The 21,082-nt window shown below is 54.6% G+C and carries 21 protein-coding genes and 1 tRNA gene; 7 read left to right on the forward strand and 15 right to left on the reverse strand.

The window, feature by feature from the left end; genetic code table 11:
* The first annotated feature begins 4 nt into the window (after positions 1-4).
* The 3 genes from lepB to HK24_RS05040 all read left to right on the forward strand — a co-directional run bounded on the left by lepB (position 5) and on the right by HK24_RS05040 (position 1,446).
* Positions 5-736, forward strand: coding sequence for a signal peptidase I (gene lepB, locus HK24_RS05030; RefSeq protein WP_233126115.1), 732 nt, complete (start codon positions 5-7; stop codon positions 734-736).
* A 59-nt stretch (positions 737-795) separates the two neighbouring features.
* A tRNA-Pro gene (locus HK24_RS05035) sits at positions 796-872 on the forward strand.
* A gap of 115 nt (positions 873-987) precedes the next feature.
* A complete protein-coding gene (locus HK24_RS05040) occupies positions 988-1,446 on the forward strand; it encodes an NUDIX hydrolase (RefSeq protein ID WP_086633553.1) in 459 nt (152 codons plus the stop codon).
* A gap of 2 nt (positions 1,447-1,448) precedes the next feature.
* Here the strand turns inward: HK24_RS05040 and HK24_RS05045 are convergent, their stop codons facing one another.
* The 4 genes from HK24_RS05045 to HK24_RS05060 all read right to left on the reverse strand — a co-directional run bounded on the left by HK24_RS05045 (position 1,449) and on the right by HK24_RS05060 (position 4,738).
* Positions 1,449-2,060 (reverse strand): hypothetical protein, encoded by a 612-nt coding sequence (locus HK24_RS05045; RefSeq protein WP_086633554.1) that lies wholly within the window; start codon positions 2,058-2,060, stop codon positions 1,449-1,451.
* Complete coding sequence (locus HK24_RS05050; RefSeq protein ID WP_086633555.1) at positions 2,057-2,809, reverse strand: hypothetical protein; 753 nt, start codon at positions 2,807-2,809, stop codon at positions 2,057-2,059. The genes HK24_RS05045 and HK24_RS05050 overlap by 4 nt, the downstream gene beginning before the upstream one ends.
* A gap of 201 nt (positions 2,810-3,010) precedes the next feature.
* Positions 3,011-4,348: a glycoside hydrolase family 68 protein gene (locus tag HK24_RS05055; protein WP_086633556.1), complete on the reverse strand. Its 1,338-nt coding sequence runs from the start codon at positions 4,346-4,348 to the stop codon at positions 3,011-3,013.
* 87 nt (positions 4,349-4,435) lie between these two features.
* On the reverse strand, positions 4,436-4,738 hold the full coding sequence (locus tag HK24_RS05060) for a hypothetical protein (protein WP_086633557.1): 303 nt from the start codon (positions 4,736-4,738) through the stop codon (positions 4,436-4,438).
* Positions 4,739-4,985: 247 nt separating this feature from the next.
* Here HK24_RS05060 and HK24_RS05065 point away from each other — a divergent pair, with 247 nt between their 5' ends.
* Complete coding sequence (locus HK24_RS05065; protein ID WP_086633558.1) at positions 4,986-5,357, forward strand: hypothetical protein; 372 nt, start codon at positions 4,986-4,988, stop codon at positions 5,355-5,357.
* Positions 5,358-5,413: 56 nt separating this feature from the next.
* On the opposite strand, the gene hemH is transcribed toward HK24_RS05065, so the two are convergent.
* Positions 5,414-6,445: a ferrochelatase gene (gene hemH, locus HK24_RS05070; RefSeq protein ID WP_086633559.1), complete on the reverse strand. Its 1,032-nt coding sequence runs from the start codon at positions 6,443-6,445 to the stop codon at positions 5,414-5,416.
* Between the two features lie 466 nt (positions 6,446-6,911).
* Here hemH and HK24_RS05080 point away from each other — a divergent pair, with 466 nt between their 5' ends.
* Complete coding sequence (locus HK24_RS05080) at positions 6,912-7,334, forward strand: host attachment protein (RefSeq protein WP_086633560.1); 423 nt, start codon at positions 6,912-6,914, stop codon at positions 7,332-7,334.
* 24 nt (positions 7,335-7,358) lie between these two features.
* Here the strand turns inward: HK24_RS05080 and HK24_RS05085 are convergent, their stop codons facing one another.
* From HK24_RS05085 to HK24_RS05105, 5 genes are all read right to left on the reverse strand, one after another.
* Entirely contained in the window at positions 7,359-8,459 is a 1,101-nt protein-coding gene (locus HK24_RS05085) for an anhydro-N-acetylmuramic acid kinase (protein WP_233126116.1), read from the reverse strand.
* 13 nt (positions 8,460-8,472) lie between these two features.
* Entirely contained in the window at positions 8,473-9,360 is an 888-nt protein-coding gene (locus tag HK24_RS05090; protein ID WP_086633561.1) for an N-acetylmuramic acid 6-phosphate etherase, read from the reverse strand.
* Between the two features lie 79 nt (positions 9,361-9,439).
* Positions 9,440-10,483 carry an aspartate-semialdehyde dehydrogenase gene (locus HK24_RS05095; RefSeq protein ID WP_064275290.1) on the reverse strand — a complete coding sequence of 348 codons (1,044 nt, stop codon included), beginning with the start codon at positions 10,481-10,483 and terminating at the stop codon, positions 9,440-9,442.
* A 26-nt stretch (positions 10,484-10,509) separates the two neighbouring features.
* Positions 10,510-11,148: a 2OG-Fe(II) oxygenase gene (locus HK24_RS05100; protein ID WP_086633562.1), complete on the reverse strand. Its 639-nt coding sequence runs from the start codon at positions 11,146-11,148 to the stop codon at positions 10,510-10,512.
* A gap of 80 nt (positions 11,149-11,228) precedes the next feature.
* Positions 11,229-11,546 (reverse strand): hypothetical protein, encoded by a 318-nt coding sequence (locus HK24_RS05105; protein WP_233126117.1) that lies wholly within the window; start codon positions 11,544-11,546, stop codon positions 11,229-11,231.
* Between the two features lie 204 nt (positions 11,547-11,750).
* Here HK24_RS05105 and HK24_RS05110 point away from each other — a divergent pair, with 204 nt between their 5' ends.
* A complete protein-coding gene (locus HK24_RS05110; protein WP_086633563.1) occupies positions 11,751-12,725 on the forward strand; it encodes an alpha/beta hydrolase in 975 nt (324 codons plus the stop codon).
* An 84-nt stretch (positions 12,726-12,809) separates the two neighbouring features.
* Positions 12,810-15,455, forward strand: coding sequence for a 2-oxoglutarate dehydrogenase E1 component (locus HK24_RS05115; RefSeq protein WP_086633564.1), 2,646 nt, complete (start codon positions 12,810-12,812; stop codon positions 15,453-15,455).
* 22 nt (positions 15,456-15,477) lie between these two features.
* Here HK24_RS05115 and HK24_RS13690 read toward each other — a convergent pair whose 3' ends face one another.
* From HK24_RS13690 to HK24_RS05140, 5 genes are all read right to left on the reverse strand, one after another.
* Positions 15,478-15,636 carry a hypothetical protein gene (locus HK24_RS13690; RefSeq protein WP_167386119.1) on the reverse strand — a complete coding sequence of 53 codons (159 nt, stop codon included), beginning with the start codon at positions 15,634-15,636 and terminating at the stop codon, positions 15,478-15,480.
* Between the two features lie 63 nt (positions 15,637-15,699).
* The gene (locus tag HK24_RS05120; protein ID WP_086633565.1) at positions 15,700-17,013 is read right to left on the reverse strand and encodes an ATP-dependent RecD-like DNA helicase; all 1,314 of its coding nucleotides are present in this window, start codon (positions 17,011-17,013) and stop codon (positions 15,700-15,702) included.
* A 199-nt stretch (positions 17,014-17,212) separates the two neighbouring features.
* The gene (locus HK24_RS05130) at positions 17,213-18,256 is read right to left on the reverse strand and encodes an Ldh family oxidoreductase (RefSeq protein WP_086633567.1); all 1,044 of its coding nucleotides are present in this window, start codon (positions 18,254-18,256) and stop codon (positions 17,213-17,215) included.
* Complete coding sequence (locus tag HK24_RS05135) at positions 18,253-19,566, reverse strand: cation:dicarboxylate symporter family transporter (RefSeq protein ID WP_086633568.1); 1,314 nt, start codon at positions 19,564-19,566, stop codon at positions 18,253-18,255. The genes HK24_RS05130 and HK24_RS05135 overlap by 4 nt, the downstream gene beginning before the upstream one ends.
* Before the next feature lie 83 nt (positions 19,567-19,649).
* Positions 19,650-20,990, reverse strand: coding sequence for a TonB-dependent receptor (locus HK24_RS05140; protein WP_369826509.1), 1,341 nt, complete (start codon positions 20,988-20,990; stop codon positions 19,650-19,652).
* Positions 20,991-21,082 lie beyond the last annotated feature (92 nt).

The following is a 21,082-nucleotide window of genomic DNA, read 5'->3' on the forward strand; positions in this document are numbered from 1 at the left end:
CCGTATGGCACTCTCCGATCTTGGAGAGACCGCAATGAAACATCTTCAGATTTTCCGAAAACTGCTGCCTGCGCTGCCACCTGTTTTGGGTGTGCTATTCATTCATACAGCGCTTGGCGCGGCCTACATCGTTCCATCGGCGTCGATGCAACCGACCTTAAAGATTGGTGACGAAATTATCGTTTCTGCACCTTCTTATGGCCTAAGCACAGCCTCTCTACCCTTCGGCTACGCGTTCGCCCAAATAACGCAAAAACGCATCTTTGGGCATTTGCCACACCAGGGCGACATCGCTGTCTTTCGAGCCCCCGCAAATCTTCATGAAACATGGGTCAAACGCGTCATCGGTCTTCCTGGAGACAGAATTGCCCTGATGGATGGTCGAATTCTTTTGAACGGGAAAATATTGCCTTGGAAAGATAAGGGCCCGGATCAAGAAGAAGACAGTCGCGGGCATACTTACTCCGCTGAGCGTTATGAAGAAACGCTTCCAGACGGAATTCACCATGACATTGTCAAACTGACGACCCATGGACCTCTGGATAACGTCCCCGAATTTACGGTCCCGACAGAAAGATTATTCGTCATGGGAGATAACAGAGACAATTCGGCTGACTCCCGTGTTTCAGTCGCAGAAGGCGGTGTAGGCCTTCTTCCAATCTGGAATCTTCAGGGTCGTGCGATTACCGTTCTGTTCTCTTGGAAAAGTATCAAAAGAATATTGGTTTCCATCTGATTTTTCACCCCATCCTCTTGCCACGAAAGCAAATTCCCGGTAGGAGAAGCGCCGTCGGCCGGAGTGTAGCTCAGCCTGGTAGAGCACTGTGTTCGGGACGCAGGGGCCGGAGGTTCGAATCCTCTCACTCCGACCAGCCGATAAGCGGATTATCAGAAAAATCTGATCAGAGCGTAGTTACTTGACGCTCTAACCGTGTCCTAATTTCATATACAAAAATCATGGCCTGAACAGTTCTCGGGAGGTTTGCTATGCGTCAACGCCCCGCTGCCCGATTACTGGTTCTGGATCAGCAGGATCGCGTCCTTCTCTTCAGGTTTTTTCACTTCTCAGGCGCATTGGCTGGGCGAAGTTATTGGTCCACGCCCGGCGGAAGCCTGAAGGATGGAGAAGATTTTGTTCAGGCGGCAAAACGCGAACTGCACGAAGAAACAGGATTAAATGCGCCCTTTCTAAGCTCTGAAATTGGTCAGAGAACATTCGTCCTGACGCTCGCCAATGGTGAAACTGTTTTAGCTGACGAGCGCTTTTTTGCCCTTCGTGCACCAGAGACCAGGCTCTCCTCTTCCGGCTGGACGCCCAACGAAAAGAACGTTCTCAAGGGCCATCACTGGTGGTCTATAGGTGAGCTGGAACAGACGACCGAATTCATTTTTCCGGAACGTCTGCTCGATCTCCTGACCACGGCGCTGTCAGGCCACCTCCCCTGATTTCAAAGAGGTTTTAGCCCAACAAAGGGATGCACGAGTTGGTTCGGCTGACATTCCGCTAGAATTTCCGGAGCCTGGAGGCTGTGAATATGCGTGTACAAGGCCTGCCGCGCATTGAGAATTCTGCCTGCCTCTTTATCCCGAACATCGCCGGGTTGCCCGAGGAGAGCACCGGCATATTCGACTTCACGCTGCATCTCCGCATCCGGAAGAGCAGACAATGGAACGAACTGAACAGGCAAACTCAACTGCTGTGTCTTTGAACGGCTGGCATCTGCGGCAATACCAATGACCGGCACAGTTGTCAGCGCAGACACAGAGAATGAACCAGACTGCGTCAGACTACCGTTTAGCTGCATTGTCACTGGCCCGGAAACAAGCGCAACAACCGGGTCCAGAGTGTGCTGCGAACATTGTAGCGCACGCACGTTCCCATCAAAGCGATGAGACTGCTCTGTGGACCAGTCCTGAACCTCTGAAACACTGACGACACCAGCTTTAGCCAGATCCTTCTGAACACCGGCCAACGCTGCACTCACCGAAGTCTGTTCACCAGAACCAAAGACACATCCTGAAAGCAGCAACCATACAGGCAAAAAATATATCGGCTTCATGCTGCGCTCATTTCCGCAACAAGGGCCTGTACGTCTTCAGATTTCGGCGAAAGACCTTGCACCGTGAGCCAGTTCTGTCTGCTAACGAGCCCATAGGCCTCATCACAAATCTTCAGGAACGTATTCCACGGCATGAAGGTCCGGCTGCCCCACGTATTAAAAAATACACCGTCAGGTGTGTACCCCGTCAGCGCGATAGCATGTCCTCCGACAAAAACGTGGTCCTGCACAGCATCCCAATCCCAATCGGTACCTAACGGAAGATTCATGAACCCGCGCGGAACCTGCACCCCTGCCAAAACGCCGCCCAGATAGGAAATACCGCGTTTGATACCGCTCACTGAATGGGAATCAATAATACCGTAAGCCGTCAGATAATCTCGGGTCTGCCCCGGCCGAACAAATCCATTACTCTTCCAGTATTGCAGTTGCTCCAGCAAAATCGTGCCATTATCATTCTGACCCGTCACCGGATTAAATCCCGTGACAGCACCATAGTTCTGGAGAACTTGTTCGCTAGAAAGCAATACCAGCCCCTGGGCCACTTTTGTCCACGTTGCTGTCAAAGCCGCATGAGCTGCAAAAGCACAGCATCCGAACTGATCATTACCCCACATCTGATAGGGCACTCCCTGGGACCAGTCCTGGTGCTCTGGAACGTCTGGAACCCGCGCCGTCAGAACGGGCGAAAGCCGATAGGTTCGTACATCATGGCGCGGAGGCAACTTGCCCAGTCTACGCTCAATCACTCATCAACACTCCACGAACAGAGAATGAAGAAACCAGAGCGGCATGCCGTATTTATAGGGAGTTCTTCGTTCTAATCGAAGCAAAGCCAAGGCACATGCCAAAACGCTCCGAAAAAAATGAAAGCCACTCCCGTAAAGGAGTGGCTTTCATCAACGCCTTATCAAAAAATCTCAGGTCTTTTTAACCTGAGCCTCTGACAATCAGGCTCTGACGTCATACGCCAGAGAGGCCGGCCACGCAGCTTGGGCAAAAACCTGCGCGTAATCATGGACTTCTGTCAGGAACGTCCGATCACCATCCAGAACCAGACGAACCGTCGGTGCCAGTGTACCGCCAATCCGGTAAGTATCCGGATTTTCCGCATTCTGACCGGCAGCCGGAATGGTATCGATAAAGGACTGAACATAGCCCTCCGCATCCACAAAGTGCGAATACGTCGAATACGGCTGCGAAGACGGATTACCAAGTACAAGCCCTGAGCTATTCAAGGGCTTGTATGGGCCGAAAATACCCTTCTCGGACACAAAGCCATAAACGCCATCAGGCCCCGTGCTCTTGCCCGTGTACGTGGAATGATGGCTGATCGTGAACAGATAGGTCAGACCGTCCTTGAAAACGAAATGGGGGCGTTCGGTCTGATCGTTCACACCAAGAGCCGTTACCAGAGCAGGCATCAGCTCCCATCGGGAATAATCCCCCTTGCGCCAGCCGGAGACACACCGGGCGAGACCGATCGCTGCTGCACCATATTGTGCGCCAGCATCCACCGCATATCCAGGCGGAACAGCACCCATTTCATCGGTGCCGATAACAAACTGGCCGCGCGCACCCGGAACATTGCCTTCAAACAGCGTATAAAGCTGGCCATCGCCCGGATTGATGAACGGCTGCGGATCACGGAAATCAAAATATGGATCTTCAGACGCATTGGCGTAATGAACACCATCTGCCTTGAACATTTCCGTGCTTGTGGCGAAGCCGTCGAACCAGACACCCTTATCATCTGCATGAATAGTGCCGGAGCTGACCGCCGGAACAGAGTTGCCATCAGGCGCACCGACGGACGTGTAGAACATGTCCACCTTGTTCTCGGTGCCCTCACGCATCACCAGAGAACCGGACCATTCCCACGGGCGCAGATCGGCAGAGGTCTGGAACAGGCGGCCGCCCCAGGTCCACTCAACGCCATCGCGACTATACCAGTAGCCGATATAAGCGCGGTCATTGCGGGAGTGCCATTCGTCATAAATCTTGGCGTTGGTCTTATCGATCTTGTCCACGGCAAGCGACCACAGGACGAACCAGCCTTTGAACGTGACGGTACGCATGTGCATGTCACGCAGCGCACCGCTGTCCCAGATCATGACGTCATTGGACATAATGGGAAACTGGTAATCGATCAGCGGCATGGTCGTCGTCGGATCGTCTGTACGAACCTTCAGCGCATCCGCAATCGTCCAGCGAGAAACAGGATATTTGGTTGGAACAGGACGCGAAAAATTTGCCTGCACCAGAGACTGGGAAGAAATAGCATTCATAATTTTACTGATCCATACTGAATAAGTATTTGAAAAAATTTCTGGCTCTCAGGAAAAAATTCCAAGTAATTCGGGAGCCAGAGTATTTTACGCTTTAGGAGAAGCGTCCTTCTTCACGCTTTCTCCACTCCCAGAAGCTGACGTAACTTTACCGACCTGCCGCTCAAGACGATTGGCAGCCCAGCCAAAGTTCAGCCCCAGAAGGGTAATGACGCGGTAAATTCCGCCGAACCGTGATGTATTTTGTGGAGGCGGTAAGAAAACCGTTATCAGCTTGCAGCCAATAATCAGCAGAGCCACCCAAAGTTCATAGCGGGCCGGAATGTCAGCAAGCAGACCCGAAAGATCAAAACCCGAAATATCCACACCCTGAAATCCTAATAGGCTCATAAAAAAAGAGGCTGCCCCCTCGTGGAGTCAGCCTCTTATGAAAATCATTTTCTGATATTGATGATTGAGCCATCTGCCATAACGATTTATGGCTCAATGCCACAGTTATATGAAAATCCTGGCCGCAACACAACCCTAAAAACCATCTCTGCTCGCCAGAGAGTTGAAACCTTCCCCCCACATACCTAGTTTCGACATTCAGAAAGTCTCTTTCTTCCAAGAGACCGATAAGAGAGACGAAACTTCCATGACACGCTCAATGCGTTCTGCTCTGGCTCTGGCCGCCCTCCTCACCGCTACCCCGGCCCTCGCCGAACCGGGCGGTTGCATCAAGTACGGTGCAGCCGGTGCCGTAGGCGGACATCTGGCCAACCACCATGGTGTTATTGGCGCCGTTGGTGGATGCGCCGCTGGCATGTATCGCCGCCACCTGTATCGCAAGGATCTGCGCGAAAAGGCTGCTCTGTGGGACAAGGAGCATCCGGCAGCCCCGAATACCGGCGGCTGGTGGCAGAGCCACCACGATGCGACGTCCGTGAACCAGAAGGCTCAGTGGTACGACGCAGAACACCCCGAGCCAGGCACGAATGCGCCAGGTCCTCAGGCGCCGCAGCACTAAAAACAAAAAAAGGCCCGGCTGTCAGCCGGGCCTTTTTCATAAGCATCGAAACAGTTTCAACCCACTCCAAACCCTCTCAGGGCTGTACGAGACAATGCCGCCAGAAGGTCAATCGCCTCGTCTGAATCATTCAGACAGGGCACAAGGGCAAATTCTTCGCCCCCTGCTTCCATGAACTCTTCTCGAAGCTCATTCCCAATTTCATCCAGCGTTTCAATACAGTCCGCCATAAAGCCCGGCATGATAACTGCAATTTTCGTGATGCCCTGCTTCGGGAGAGCACTTACATAAGGGGCCGTATAAGGCTGAATCCATTCAAGCGGCCCAAACCGTGACTGGAACGTCAGCGGCATCTGCTCTTCAGAAAACCCTAACGCCTGACGCAAGGCAGCGATCGTACGAACACATTCGTCCTGATACGAGTCGCCCTTTTCGATACAGACTTTTGGCAATCCATGAAACGACGCCACAATTCGTTGGGGCTTGAAGGAAAGGCTTTCCAGCGTCTTCAACACCGACGTTTCCAAGGCCCGCACAAACGCAGGATGATCTGGAAAAGACGGAACCGTTAGAACAGCTGGTTGCTTTCTCAGCTTCATCAATGCCCGGAACAGCTGATCGTTAGCCGTGGCAGTCGTTGCGGAGGAGTATTGCGGATAAAGCGGAATACTGACGATACGGTCGCATCCCTGGTCCATCAGGCTTTCAACAGCCTGCGCAACAGATGGGCGGCCATAGCGCATGCCCCACTCAACAGGGACACCGTCTGCTTTTAACCGAAGGCGAAGCTTCTCAGCCTGACGCTGGGTATAGACCCGCAACGGAGAAGCATTCTCTTCCCGATCCCAGATTCGTGCATAGTTTGCACCGCTGGCAAAAGGTCGTTTGGTAAGGATGATGCCCTGCAGGATGGGCTGCCAGATCAGCGGCGAACTTTCGATAACGCGCCGATCGGAGAGAAACTCGCTCAGGTACCGACGCACCGCCAAATAGCTGGTGTCATCAGGTGTACCGAGATTGAGAAGTAGGATGCCTGTCCGTCCATGAGGCGGAGAGGCATGTTGGGGTTTTTTGAAAAAGAAGGCCATAGTACCCTTCAGTGTGAAACAGGGCTACAAATGGCGAAAGAGAAAAAACACATTAACCGAGAGATGCGCGTCCCTTTCGGGACGCTATCGTCGGCGCTTTACACGTGCATAGGAAAGACTTGGCTGTTCAACCCGGCGGGAAGCATTGTAAAAGATCACCGCCATTACAGCACCGATCGATCCGATATACGGCATGAAAGTATTCATCAGAGCCATATTTGCCTCCTTGAACCCTCTGGGAAAGTTTTCCGTGGGCTCAATACTGAGAGTGATCATATCGCCGTCGGTATTCAAGAGAAAAATTCATCCAAACGTCAAAAAAATAACCTTCACTGAAAAATATCCTTTTTTATCATAATCCTAAGTCTTGAAGAATCGAGGTGAGCCCTTCTGGAAGGGCAACCCCAGCGCTCCGCCCACGTTTAGGTCCTGACCAATCTGATTGATCGGGAAAGGATCTGATACAATGGCAACCCAAGACCCCGTCATCTACGTCGTCGCTGATGGTGAAAAAGCCCGCTTCCTTCGTCTGGAGGGTTCACAGCTCAGAACCATTGAAAACTTCGATATCCATAAGGGCTCAGACGCAGCCAAGGATGTAGGTTCGCTCAAGGCTGCTCATACAAGCCCGAAGGAGCAGCTCAAGACGCACTTCGCGAAAGATCTGGCGGCTCACATCAACAAGGCTGCACAGGACAGCAATGTTGAGGGAATCCTTCTTATAGCCCCGGCACAATCTCTTCACGACATCCGTGAAAGCCTGGACAAGCAGACATCCAAGAAGCTTTTCAAAAGCCTAACAAAAGATCTTACGAACACCCCGGATCATGAACTTCTGAAGCATCTGGACCGTCCGGAAACGGGCTGGCCGGAACTTGCATCAGTCTAAAATCCGAGCAGACAGGCAGACCGCTCAGCGTGCTGGGCGGCCTGCCATACAAGGCTTTTCCGTCCCAGTCGTCTGTGGCCACGACGAAGGAAGACCACGTACATAACGAACGGCCAGAAGCGCAAAGCACTGGGCCTCAAGTGCGTCTCCGTCCCATCCAAGATCATCGACGGATTCCAGACATCCCAAACGTGAGCGCAAACGCTCCATCAAAACCGGATTGTGGCGTCCCCCTCCAGCGACAAACCACTTTGTGGGTTTGACTGGCATGGGCGTTCGAGCGATCGCTTCAACCGTAAACTCCAGCAGTGTCGCAGCGCCGTCTTCAGCAGAAAGCGTTTCAACAGCCTGCATGGCAGAAGCATGAAAGCTCAAACGGTCCAATGACTTTGGCATTTCACGCTGAAAATACGGCATTGCCAGCAAGTTTTCTAAAACAGCTCGGTCTACCTTTCCTTTTCTCGCTAACGCACCATCGACGTCACACGCAACGCCAGTGTGGCGCTCCGCCCAGTCGTCCAGAAGAGCATTTCCCGGCCCGGTATCGCATGCCCAGACCTGACGCTGCCCATTTGTATTCGGCCCGAGCACGGTGACATTTGCCACGCCACCAATATTCAGAACAGCAACAGACTGCGTCTCACTTTCCAAAAGCGCGGCATGCAGGACTGGCACCAATGGCGCACCCTCACCACCACATTCCAGATCCCGTGCACGGAAATCATAAACAACCAGGACGCCACACTCCGCCTGAAGAAGCGCTCCATCACCAATCTGCCAGCTTCGCCCTTTTTCGGGTTGATGCAGGACAGTCTGCCCATGAAAGCCAATGACATCAGGGCGAATATCTGGAGCCAGCTTCATAAGCTCCCGAACAGCATCCACATGCCGTAGCGTTACGTCCCGTTCGGCAGCCAGAATATCCGGATCATCTTCTGCCAGATGTGCAGCATGATCCAGCAAATGGCGCAGCCGAGCCCGCAAAGTAGGGTTGTAGGGAACCGTCACGGCTGGCCCATACTGAGCAATTCGCTCCCCATCCGTCTGCACCAGAGCTGCATCCACCCCATCAAGAGACGTGCCACTCATGAGACCAATGGCCCACTGCATATTCTCGAGAGACATCAGGTTTTTACCTTCAGAGAGAGGCCAGGACCGTATGCAGATTGCCGTTATGCGCCTGAAGAAGCGTCTCAATCTTCTCGACAGACACCCCCTTTCTCACAAGAACTGCCCGCTTTACATTGCCGCCAACCAACCGCAACGCGTCACGAACTTCCTCGTCCGTTCCCCCAGCCAATTCGAACACCATGCGCTCGGCACGCAACTGCAACTTGTCATTGCTAATTCGCATATCGACCATACGCCCGCGATAGACATGCCCAAGGCGCGTCATCAAAGCGGTAGAAAACAGGTTAAGCGCAACCTTCTGGGCCGTCCCTGCTGCCATCCGCGTGGAGCCAGCCAAAACTTCAGCGCCCGTCGGAATACTGATCCCGATTTCAGCACTGCGTAAAAGACGTGAATGCGCGTTTCCACTTACCCCAATTGTCAAAGCCCCGACCTCACGCCCGGCTTCAACAACAGCACAGGTGTAGGGCGTATTGCCACTCGCCGCGACACCAATGACCACGTCATTCGGCGTGGGCCCGTATGCTCCAAGATCAACGCGCGCCTGATCTTCCCTGTCTTCTGCACCTTCGACAGCCTGCGTCCCTGCACCGGCGCCACCAGCCAGTAGCAAAACCAGCCGCTCAGGGGGCAGTCCAAACGTTGGTGTCAGTTCCACCCCGTCCTGAACCCCAATACGACCAGACGTTCCAGCCCCAGCATAAATCAACCGACCGCCAGCCTGAAGACGGGGCACACTCGCCTCAACTGCGGCTTCCATGGACGGGAGTGCTTCTTCGACCCGCTCTAAGGCCTCTTTCTGAGAGTCCAACAGCCGTCCCAGAAGCGAATTCAAAGGCAGAAGTTCAATAGTCTGATTGGCTTCAAGAACCGTTTCTGTGCGGGGAACAGTCACGAATGACCCTTTTCATCTCGACATAAAAAACGCGTCTGAAAGTTTCCCTTCAGACGCGCCAGAACTTCAGAAAATTCCCTTATTCCTTTACAGGAAACAAGGCTCCGTTCTTCAAAAGACCCTGTTCAACCAGACTTTCCGCAATCTGCACGGCATTCAGTGCTGCACCCTTGCGAAGATTGTCCGAGACACACCAGAGTGCCAGACCATTCTCGACTGTCGGATCAATGCGCAGGCGAGACACATACGTTGCATCCTCCCCGACACATTCAATCGGCGTTACATAACCGCCGTCTTCGCGTACATCGCGCAGAATGACGCCGGGAGCCTTGCGCAAAGCCTCACGAGCTTTCTTCAGGTCAATCGGCTTCTCGCACTCAATGCTGATCGCTTCGGAATGGCCGATAAAAACCGGAACACGGACACAGGTCGCCAGAACCTGAATGTCCGGATCCAGAATCTTGCGGGTTTCAACCGCCATTTTCCACTCTTCCTTGGTCGCTCCATCTTCCATGAAACGATCAATGTGCGGAATGACGTTAAACGCGATCTGCTTGGTAAACTGAGCCACCGTCGGTGGGTCGTTCACGAAAGTACCCTTGGTCTGCCCAAACAGTTCGTCCATTCCGTCTTTGCCCGCACCGGACACAGCCTGATAGGTCGAGACAACAATCCGCTTGATCTTGAACAGATCATGCAGCGGCTTCAGCGCGACAAGCATCTGCGCCGTCGAGCAGTTTGGGTTGGCGATAATGCCACGCCGCGCCTTTTTCAGCGCAGACGCATTCACCTCTGGCACCACCAGAGGAATACCAGGCTCCATACGGAAATGGGACGTGTTGTCGATCACGACACAACCCGCAGCGGCAGCCTTCGGCGCATAAATCGCCGATACTTCTCCGCCCGGCGAAAACAGCGCCAGATCCCATCCCTTGAAATCAAACGTCTCAAGGTTTTGAACCTTCAGCACTGCCTTGTCGCCAAAGGAAATTTCCCGCCCGACAGAGCGCGGCGACGCGAGTGCCACGACCTCGTCCACAGGGAAATTACGTTCTGCCAAAATCCGCAGCAGCTCGCGCCCCACCGCTCCCGTGGCGCCCGCAACCGCAACCCGATAACCCATGATGTTTTCCGTTCCCTTGTAAAAAATCAGCCTACGAAAGGCAGGCGCTTGACCAGCGCCGAAAGACGATGCCGCCCCAGTTCGTACCGAGCCTTCCGGCCCGTTGCCATATAATTGAGCTGGATCGCATACCGCGTCCCGACAAACTGCCGATGCCCGTGCCACGTTGTCGGACCATTAGGGAACACCAGCAGCGTTCCCTCCGCCGGCGTGACTTCGACGTCATAGTCCTCGACATCATCCGGGCCATTCAACAGACGCAAACACCCATCCCGCGAAGACCAGTCTTCGCCTCGCGGGTTAAGATACAACAGCACGGTAACCAGCTTGGCTTCGGAATCCCGGTGAATGCGCCCATCTTTTTCACGCGTCCGACCACGAACCGTCAGCATGGTCGGTGCATCTGCCAGGTCCAGGCCAAACTTCTCCGCAATCAGGTCCTTGAGCAAAGGACCCTGCAGTTCCTCAATCATGCTGTTCACACGAGGTGTAAGCTCCAGCGCCTCCGGCGGAAAAGATCCGCCGGACTGCATGTCCGGCAGATCAGCCACAATGGACTGAAGATCATCATTGCTAATGAAATGCGGCACAACCACATGCGGGAAAGGCTTCTCCGCAATCGGCGTATGCGCCAGAGCATCATAATCGAGAGAAATGTTGGACATAGTGCTCGAGGCTAGCCCTGCCCCAACGACCCGGCAAGACCTATTCCACACACGTCAACACCAACTCTCACGAAAGAAACTTACCCGCGAAGTGGCTTCTCCGCCTTTGAAACGCGGCTGGTTGACAGATAGCGGACATATCCAGCCCCAAGCCGGTTAGCACCGCCCGTGCAAACCTGCGGCTGACGCGGTTCTTTCACGTTCGGAACCCAGACCGTATGCAACAGGCGCGGATTGATCCGACAAACAATCAACCGCCGGTCCACACCAGACATCCCTGCATCTTCAGCAAGTCTCATCCTTACGGACAGCATACCACTTTCCAGGCCCTGAGCCGAAGCATCCGGAGTCATAAGGGTCGTGACAGTCAAAAATAGACAGACAAGCAGAGCACGCATGAGCTGAACTCCTCGGCATGTCCTTCGCAATTTCCAGAAACTGCCAGAAGGCACTGCCTGTATGACGCTGCGTGCCGCTCAAAAGTTGCGGCAATTTTATGGCAAACTTCGCTCTACCTTAAAACATGATGCCTCAAACCTCCCCTTCAGGCAGACGTTGAAGCCACCAAAAGATCAGGTTTCCCATTTTTCAGGAATGCTCTCATGAATACAGCGCGACTTGTCCTTCCGGAACTCCTTCCGACCCTAAGCCAGTTTCCTCCCACTGACCTGACACCAGAAACACTTCCGGACCTGAGAAACGCCCTTGAGAACCGCGCCGCGCAAGCATTTCAGAAAGCTGAAGATTTTCAGGTTACTGTTGAACAACGTCACATCCCTGCACCCCCTGAGGGCGACAGAACCATCCGCCTTCTGACCGTTCAACCTAAAGAGACAAGCTCCACGCCACGTGCGGTTCTGCTACACTTCCATGGTGGAGGTCACTGCGCTGGACGCCCCGAACAGAACACTGCCGAGCTCTGCCGCTTCGCCCAGGATCTGAACTGCCTTGTCATCTCCCCGGATTACCGCCTCACACCAGAAACACCTTTCCCAGGTGGCATTGAAGATGCCTACGCAACGCTCTGCTGGATTCATGACAACGCTGACGCCCTGAATATTCGCCGCGATCAGATCGCCGTTACCGGAGAGAGCGCAGGCGGGAATCTTGCGGCGGCTGTCTGCCTGCTGGCCAGAGACCGTAATGGGCCAGCCATTCTCTTTCAAAACCTGATTTATCCGATGCTGGATGACCAGACGATCGACAAAGAGGTAAACCCATCTCCCGTCGCGGGAGAATTCGTCTGGACGCGTGCCAGTAACACTTACGCCTGGGGGATTCTTCTCGCACCCTCCCTGCCTGGCGCTGACGATATTTCTCCCTATGCCGCGCCCTCCCGCGCCAGCGATCTTTCTGGGCTGCCCCCAGTCATTATGACGATCGGCTCATTGGATCTGTTTCTCGAAGAAGACCTGCTCTACGCCCAACGATTGATCCGAAGCGGGGTCTCCGTGGAACTGGAGATCGTCCCCGGGGCCTTCCATGCCTTTGATGTGACAGAAACTCCTGTGGCAAAACGTACCCTCGACAGACGAATCACTTCCATGAAGCGGTTCTTCACCCCATCTAGAGACTGACACGGAATGCATTATCCAAATGCGTTCCCCCACCTGCTCTGATGGGCTAGAGTTCGCGCCCCTGTGACTGGAGACTGATTTTTCATGGGCGATCACCGCGACGACCGCGATGCCATCAACGGCGCAAACACTGTCTATCTGGCCGAGCTTCATGCCCGCTGGCAGACCGATCCTGCGTCCGTGGACCCAGCTTTCGCCGCCCTGTTCGAAACCCTTGGTGCTGAACGTCCGACGACTGACACGTCGGACAGTAGCGCTGAGGCCCTGAAAAATGTCTATCGTCTGCGAGGCCACGCTCTCGCACGCCTGGATCCACTCGGTCTCGCACCAACACCGCACATCCCTGAGCTTAGCCCACCCGACGCAGACCGTGATCTGCTTGCTCGCCTGCGCCGCGCCTATTCTGGTACCTTAAGTGCCGAATTCATGCACATTCAGGACCCGCAGCAGAGACAATGGTGGATTGACCGGCTTGAGACGTCATCCTCGACGTCAGCGATGGAGCCGGAACGCATTCTTCTGGCCCTGACCCGTGCAGAGGGCTTTGAAGGGTTTTGTCAAAAGCGCTTCATGGGAATGCGCCGCTTTGGTCTGGAAGGCGGAGAGAGCGTTATTGTCGCCCTTCGGACCCTAATCGATGCCGCTGCACGCGATGGGGCAAAATCTGTATCGCTGGGTATGCCACATCGCGGCCGACTGAACGTTATGGCCAATATCCTGCGGAAGCCCTTTGCGGCAATCTTCAGCGAATTTGCTGGCACGTCCTTCAAGCCAGATGACATCCAAGGGTCTGGGGACGTCAAATACCATCTCGGCACCGCCACCACGATGGAACACGCAGGCCACACCTTGCGTATTTCCCTCCTGCCAAACCCGTCTCATCTTGAAGCCGTGGACCCTGTTGTTCTCGGTCGCGTCCGGGCTGATCAGGATCGTGAAAAAGACAAGAACCGCGATCGCCATCTTGGTATTCTTGTCCATGGAGACGCTGCGTTCGCCGGGCAGGGCGTTGTTTATGAAACGCTGGGCCTTTCCAAGCTTGAAGGCTACCGCACCGGCGGAACCGTTCACGTCATCATCAACAATCAGATCGGCTTCACGACCGTTCAATCCGACGCTCATTCTGGTATCTACAACACAGACATCGCCAAATCCGTTCAGGCCCCCATCCTACATGTCAATGGCGATGACCCGGACGCTGTCGCGCGGGCAGCCCTGCTGGCACATGAATGGCGCCGCGATTTTCACGCAGACGTCGTACTGGATGTCGTCTGCTACCGTCGCCATGGCCACAATGAAACCGACGAACCCGCCTTCACCCAGCCTGCCATGGTCCATGCCATCCAGTCCCGACCCACGACGCGTCGCCTCTATGCCGATACCCTGATCCGTAAAGGCATTCTGACGTCGGATCAGGTTGAAGAAATGTGGCAGCACTTCCAGAGAAGACTGGAAGAGCAATTCGCAGCCTCCGAGCATTACCGGCCAAACGCAACTGACTGGCTGGACGGACCGCAGGATTCCACCCGCCTCCAGGATGAGCCCGAACGCATCCAACCCATGACCGGCGTTCCGATGGAACGTCTGCGCATGATCGGAGAGGCCATCGGCACTATTCCCGAAGGCCTGAACGTTCACCCCCGCCTTGCACGGCAGATTATCGCCCGAGGCAAAGCCGTCGCGGACGGTGGCCCTCTCGATTGGGCCACAGCCGAAGCCCTTGCGTTTGGCACGCTCTCAATGGACGGGCATCCTGTGCGCCTGTCAGGTCAGGATAGCCGACGCGGCACTTTCAGCCAGCGTCATGCTGTCCTGTTTGATCAGGAAACGGGACGGGAAGAAACGCTCCTCGCCCATATCGCCCCCCATCAGGCCCCCCTGCACCTCTGGAATTCCCCCCTCTCCGAGTTCGGGGTGCTAGGCTTCGAATACGGCTATTCCCTCGGCGACCCGGACACACTGGTTCTCTGGGAAGCCCAGTTCGGAGACTTCGCCAACGGCGCACAGGTCATTCTGGATCAGTTCATCGCCTCAGGGGAAACCAAGTGGCTTCGTACATCCAGCCTGACGCTCCTTCTTCCTCATGGGTATGAAGGTGGCGGACCTGAACATTCATCCGCACGACCAGAGCGCATTCTTCAGTTGTGTGCAGAAAACAATCTGCGCGTCTGTAACATCACAAGCCCGGCTAATTATTTCCATGCTCTGCGCCGCCAGATTGCTCGCCGCTGCCGCAAGCCGCTGATCATCTTCACGCCCAAGTCTCTGCTTCGCCATAAGGAAGCCGTTTCTGCGCTTGCTGAGATGGGGCCGCACACGCGTTTCCAGCCAGTCCTGGCAGACCCGCAAACCATTACCAACCCCAGAAAAATTATCCTGTGTTCCGGTAAGGTCTTCTATGACCTGACTGCCGAGCGGGCGCGGAAGTCCTGCACGGACGTGGCCATCATCCGGTTGGAACAGCTCTATCCGTTCCCTCATCACGCCCTGATCCAGCAACTGGAGCTTTATCCAGCTGCTGAACAGATTGTCTGGTGCCAGGAAGAGCCCCAAAATAATGGTGCCTGGATTTTTGTTGATCGTCGGATCGAGCGCGCTCTGCGCGAGTGCGGTCACAAGGTACAGCGCCCTGATTATGTGGGCCGTGAAAGTGCTGCCTCTCCTGCAACCGGTCTTCCTGGTGCACATGCGGCGCAGCAGGAAAAACTGGTGCAGGACGCGCTGGCCTGACGCTCAGGCCAGCAAACGCTTTTCAGGTTGGGCCACCTTGATATCCATAGCTGCTCCGACCTGAACCCGTATTACCGAACCCATCTCCCCGATATTGGCGTGAACCCTGTCCACCATAATCCGGCCCGCAAGCAGCCAGAGCCACCAGAAGTGCCAGAGCCAGACCAACTTTTACCCGCATCGCCCTATTCCTTGTTTCGTTCGAGCTCACTAACGGAAATCTCAGTAAATCAACCGTCAGTCTTTAGTTCGCAGAGCCAGTATTGACGAGAAAGACCATATCCGTTGCGCGGGTCAGGGCTACATAACAAAGCTGCTGGGTCTCAAGAGGGTTTCCTCCTGCCCGACGTCGGATGTCACCCAGATCCACAAAAACATTCCGAAACGTACTGCCCTGAGACGTATGCACCGTCATGGCATAAATGGCCTGCAAATTAAGCAGCGCACTCTGAAACGCAAACCGCTGCTGCCAGCGTTTGCGCTCCTGTTTGGCTTCCTGAACAAGCCGACGGTCCACGCTCTGAAGATCCCGCGGATCCTGCACCAAATGTGCAGTAATTTCTTCTCCTGCCAGCGTGAGCACAGTCAGTTTCCAAGCTGGCAGATCCGTTGTCCATGCAGCCAGAGATCCACAGGCTTCAAAACGGTACGACAAACGAGACGCCTGGATATCCATGACCAGAACTTCCTCATTGGTCGCAATCTGCTGTCGGCTCTTGTCTTCGTTCTGTCGACTAAAAGGCGCACGCGCGACGGCACGCTCCCCCGGCATAAAGGGACGATCAATCGTCTCCCCATACCGCCATTGTCGAACCATCTGGTTCACTTGATGAACCCGGTCATTCGTCCAGCACAGGTAACGAAAGCTATCATTGTCTGCGTCAAATGCATCAGACGTGAAGGCCTTGCGCACCCAGCTTTCAACATCCTTGGGGACGAATAACCCAGAGGAGCCTTTCCGGGCATCCTGAACCCAGCTCCAGTCCACACCGCCACCCTGACTCTGTCTGATGATCGTAGCAGCCTCCAGAATGGGATTACCCGCCGCCTGCCGAACCACTGTCTCAAGATGCGATGTCGACGGGACAGAAAAAGACGGCGAAGCGTCTTCCCCCACCGGTGGAAGCTGCGCTGGATCACCCACAAACAGCACGAAGCAGTATTTGAGCAGATCCCGGATCCACCCCATCAGCTCACGCGAAATCATGGAACACTCATCCACAATCACCACGCCATCCGGAATGGTTTGCGGGCGCTTCGCGCGGACAAGAGTGGTTTTACCGCCCTGAGAAGACGGCTGAAGGCTCAAAAGGCTCTGGATGGTCCGGCACTCGACGGTCTTGTCCACCTTGCTTCGCAGTACAGCCGTGGCCTTGTGTGTCGGCGCCGTAATCACGGTCACAACATTCAAACGAAGGAAATGCCTGGCCACTTCCTGCATCAGTGTCGTCTTACCGCTCCCGGCATACCCCGTCAGTAAATGCGTAGGCCGCTTTTCAGCATGCGCCTTGATGATTTCATCGAGAGCCGTTTTCTGAGAAGGAGTGAGCGCAACCATGGTGTCTCCTTCTCACAATCTCGCCCCCTTCTCCACCAAAAGGACAAATGGACCAGGAAAAAAGCAGCACGGGCGCAAACTGATGACATGGGAAGAGGTGTATGTGCTTCGGTTTGATTGCCTCCTCTCCGAACCCAAAAAAACGGCACTTCTTAACGAAGACGTGCCGATCGCTATTTTTGGGGAATAAATTATACCCTCAAATCAAACCGAGAATTCGCTGTGTATCGGGATCAACCGGAATCCCTGTCTCGGCACGCTTTCGAGCTTCCTGCCACTCCCGATCACCCGGCGCCATAACAGGATTGTGCGAATTAACGGACGGGCCATTTCTTAAAAGATCAAGATAAGAGCGCATCGCAAGATCATAAGCCGCTTGGCCAATAAATCTTGCTGGATCTATGGCGATTGCAAAGTGGCCAACGTTCTGCCGCTTCCGGTCGCTCTGCTCTTCATCAGTGCCAACCATAACCGGGTCTAGTGCCGCCCCCGTCAGAACGCCTGCCAGTATGGTAACAAGTCCAGCCAGTGCAGCCCCCTTGAAACCAAACTCTTCCACACCAAGCGGCTGAAGAAACGCAGCTGACTGTGCATCCCGTGTGGGTAGTCCGTCATCACGCGCAGCCACACCTGATGGTAATGACAAGCCGAGAGAGCGGTAGAGCTTAACGCGGTTGAATGGAATTGAGGACGTCGCAATGTCCATAAGCCACGGATCAGAACCACTGGTCGGGGCGGCCATCGCAATAGGGTTTGTTCCGTGAAATGGCTTGGAGCCCCCAAACAGGGACACGGCTGGGTCAGAGTTGCTCATGATCAAACCGATCATTCCTTGTCTTGCAGCCTCAACGACATATGCACCAACTGCTCCGAAATGCGAGGAATGATGCACTCCAACCGCGCCAATTCCAGCGCCCCGAGCTAACGCCACGGCTTCATCCATGGCGCGATAGGCCGCAGAATGAGCCAGCCCACCGTCAGCATGCAACTGCCCAGTTGCCGGCCCTGTTCTGGTGAAGACAGGAACGGGTAGGGAATTCACCCCACCAGACCGCAGAAGCCGCACATAATGTCCCACCAGCCGAACACCATGACTGTCGACCCCGATACGAGACGCATGAAGCAAAGCCCGGGTCGTGGCTTCGGCGTCTGCATCCTGCGCTCCGGCTTCCACCAGACACGCGTGAACACGCTCAGACAGCAACGCTTCCGGATAATACAAAAGCTTTGTCATGCTGCTCATGACTGAAGCTCCATTTTCGCACGGGGAGCCAGAATATGTCGGGCCCGCTCACGATCCAGCGCCCCAGTCCACGCCGCCATAACAACAGGAGCAACACAGTTTCCTGCCAGGTTACCAACAGCCCGGGCAATTCCGATAAACCAGTCTACCGCCAAAAGAAGCACAAGACTGGAGAGCGGAATGGAAGGAGCAGCAGCCAACGTGGCAGCCAGAACGACGATCGCAATCCCCGGAACTCCATGAGCCCCTTTGGACGTAATCAGTGCCGTCGCTAACATAGAGAGCATTTGCGTCAGCGTCAGAGGCGTACCAGTCACATCGGCCAGAAACACAATGGCAAAGCCAAGATAGATCGATAGTGCATCCAGATTGAGCGAATACCCGGCAGGAACGACCAAGCCAACCACCTGCCTGGAAATGCCCATGGCTTCGAGCTTGGCCATGATGCTTGGCAGAACTGAATCAGAGCTCGTCGTCGCCGTGACAATAAGGATCTCTTCACGGAAATAACGGGCAAAGCGCCACGGATGAACACCGCACGCCAAAAGGCAGCCACCCAGAAGCACAACGATGAAAACTGCAATAGCTGCGAAATAGAGCACAACGAACGACGCAAGCCGACCGATAGCATCCAGTCCGTACTCTGCTACCGTCGTCGCAACAGCCCCAAACACTCCTAGCGGCGCCAGAGCGATAATCAGGCGCATCATTCTTGAAAAAAGCGTCGAGAGACTTTCGATCAGGCGTGTGACAGGTGCACCAGCGTCCCCAATCCGGCTCAGGCAACATCCTGTCAGAATGGCGAAAAACAGGATCTGGAGAATGTTCCCTTCGACGAAAGCCGCAACCGGAGACCGTGGAACAAGACTCAGGATGAACCCGGTAAAACCCTGACCGTGCAGAAGGTGAGCATTGGCAGCGTAGGATGCCACGATATGGGCATCCTCAGGGCTGGGCGTAAAAGTCAGCCCTTGTCCGGGTCGGATAAGCATGGCTGCCCCAACCGACAGCAGCAAAACGAGCGTGGTCATACCCTCGAAATAAATCAGGGACCGAAAACCCAGTCGTCCCACAGCACCTAGCGATCCCGCACCCGTAATACCCGTCACGACAATACAGAACAGCAGCGGGCCGACCGCCATCAGAATCAGACGAAGGAACAGATCGGTGAGCCATCGGAATTGCCCTGCCACATGCGGGGCGAACAGACCAACCAGAATTCCGATCAGAGTTGCGACTACAACCTGAGAGAAAATCCCCGGACGAAACCTGCGTTTCGCATCTTTCGAAAGGCTCGTATTGCTCGTCATCCAGACCTTCTTCCCGTCGTTCCTTCAGGAAACCTGACGCCGGCTAGAGGTTCTGCGCTCCGGCTCAGGTCCTGATGATTCGTTCAGTACGTTACGTTCATTTTTGCGCCTACGAAACGTGGCAGACCCGGCATGACACCATAGAAAGTGGCCTGCGTCCCGCCAGAAAGCCAGTAACGGCGATCAGCAAGATTTTGCCCATAAACCGATACAGACCAATGCTGTTTCGGTGCCGCAAACGTCAGGAACGAGTTCACAAGGAAATAGGCCGGAGCACGGTAGATCCCGCCATCTCCAATATGCTGCGGCTGCGTCTGTGCGCCGCGATAATTATAATCGACGTCAAAAGTCATTTTGTAGTCATGGAACATGGACCAGGTGTAGGTAGCCGCTCCTGAAAGAGTCAGATTGGCCAGCCCCATGTTGTAGCCATTATAGTTCGTATTCACAGGCGACCAGACACCCGTTGAGGCAAACTGGGCAGTTGTGGCACTGCGATTCAGGCTCTGGAACTGGGAGTAAGAGCCGTTCTGGTATCCAAAATTCTGCGTCAGCACGAGCCCATGAAACGGATGTGCTTCCATATCGAACTCAGCGCCATAAATGTTGGAACGCGGCGCATTCACGTAACCACCCAGTACACCATACGGTGGCACGAGGATGGTCCCGAGCAGCTGCTGGTCCCGATAATCATAATAGAAACCAGCTGCATTAACGCGCAGACGCCGGTTGAACAGCATCGTTTTAAAACTACCCTCATACGTCAGAACCTGCTCGGCCTTGAACGGCTTTAGCTGGCTGGCCTGCTGGGTGATGTTGGCCGAAAACCCTCCTGGCTTGAAGCCACGCGAGAACATGACATAGCCCATCACGCTAGGATTGAACTGGTATTGTGCCCCGACACGTCCAGCGAACTGATTTGTCAGTGCCCCTGAATTGCCGAAGTTCTGCACATGCGTTCTGGCACCCGTATTCAGATCGTAATCAGCGCTGACAACATTCAGCATCTGCCGGTCGTCCGACTCATGGCTGATCGCCCCGATCAGGGTCAGCTTCGGCAGAATGCGATATGAAAGCTGAACATACTGATTGAAGTTCTGCTGATTCTGACGATAGGACGTCTCATTCAGCGGTGTCGTCCCAGGCCGGTCTGATGAATCATACCAGAAATTCTGCGCCATCCGTGCACGGCTGTAATACATGCCGACTTCCCAGTGGAAGCGAGCATGCGGATTCCGGGACTCAAGCTTAACTTCCTGCGAGAAAACATTCGTCTGGTTGTTGCGGAACATATTGCCATAGGACGCGACCGAGTTCGTCTGGTTGGTCAGTTCATGCTCGTCAACAGCTTCAAAAGCACTCAGCGTCCATAACCGGCCCCAGCTGAAGTCCTTCGTATAGCGGACATTCGCCCCCCAGAAGATATTGTCTTCCCTTGGCTTCTGATTAGATCACGTTGACAAAAGGCCTATACGGTCTGCCTGAGATCTGATTCACTTTGTATCTGTAGGACAGC

It is taken from the genome of Gluconobacter sp. DsW_058 (assembly GCF_002153615.1).
GTDB lineage: Bacteria > Pseudomonadota > Alphaproteobacteria > Acetobacterales > Acetobacteraceae > Gluconobacter > Gluconobacter cerinus.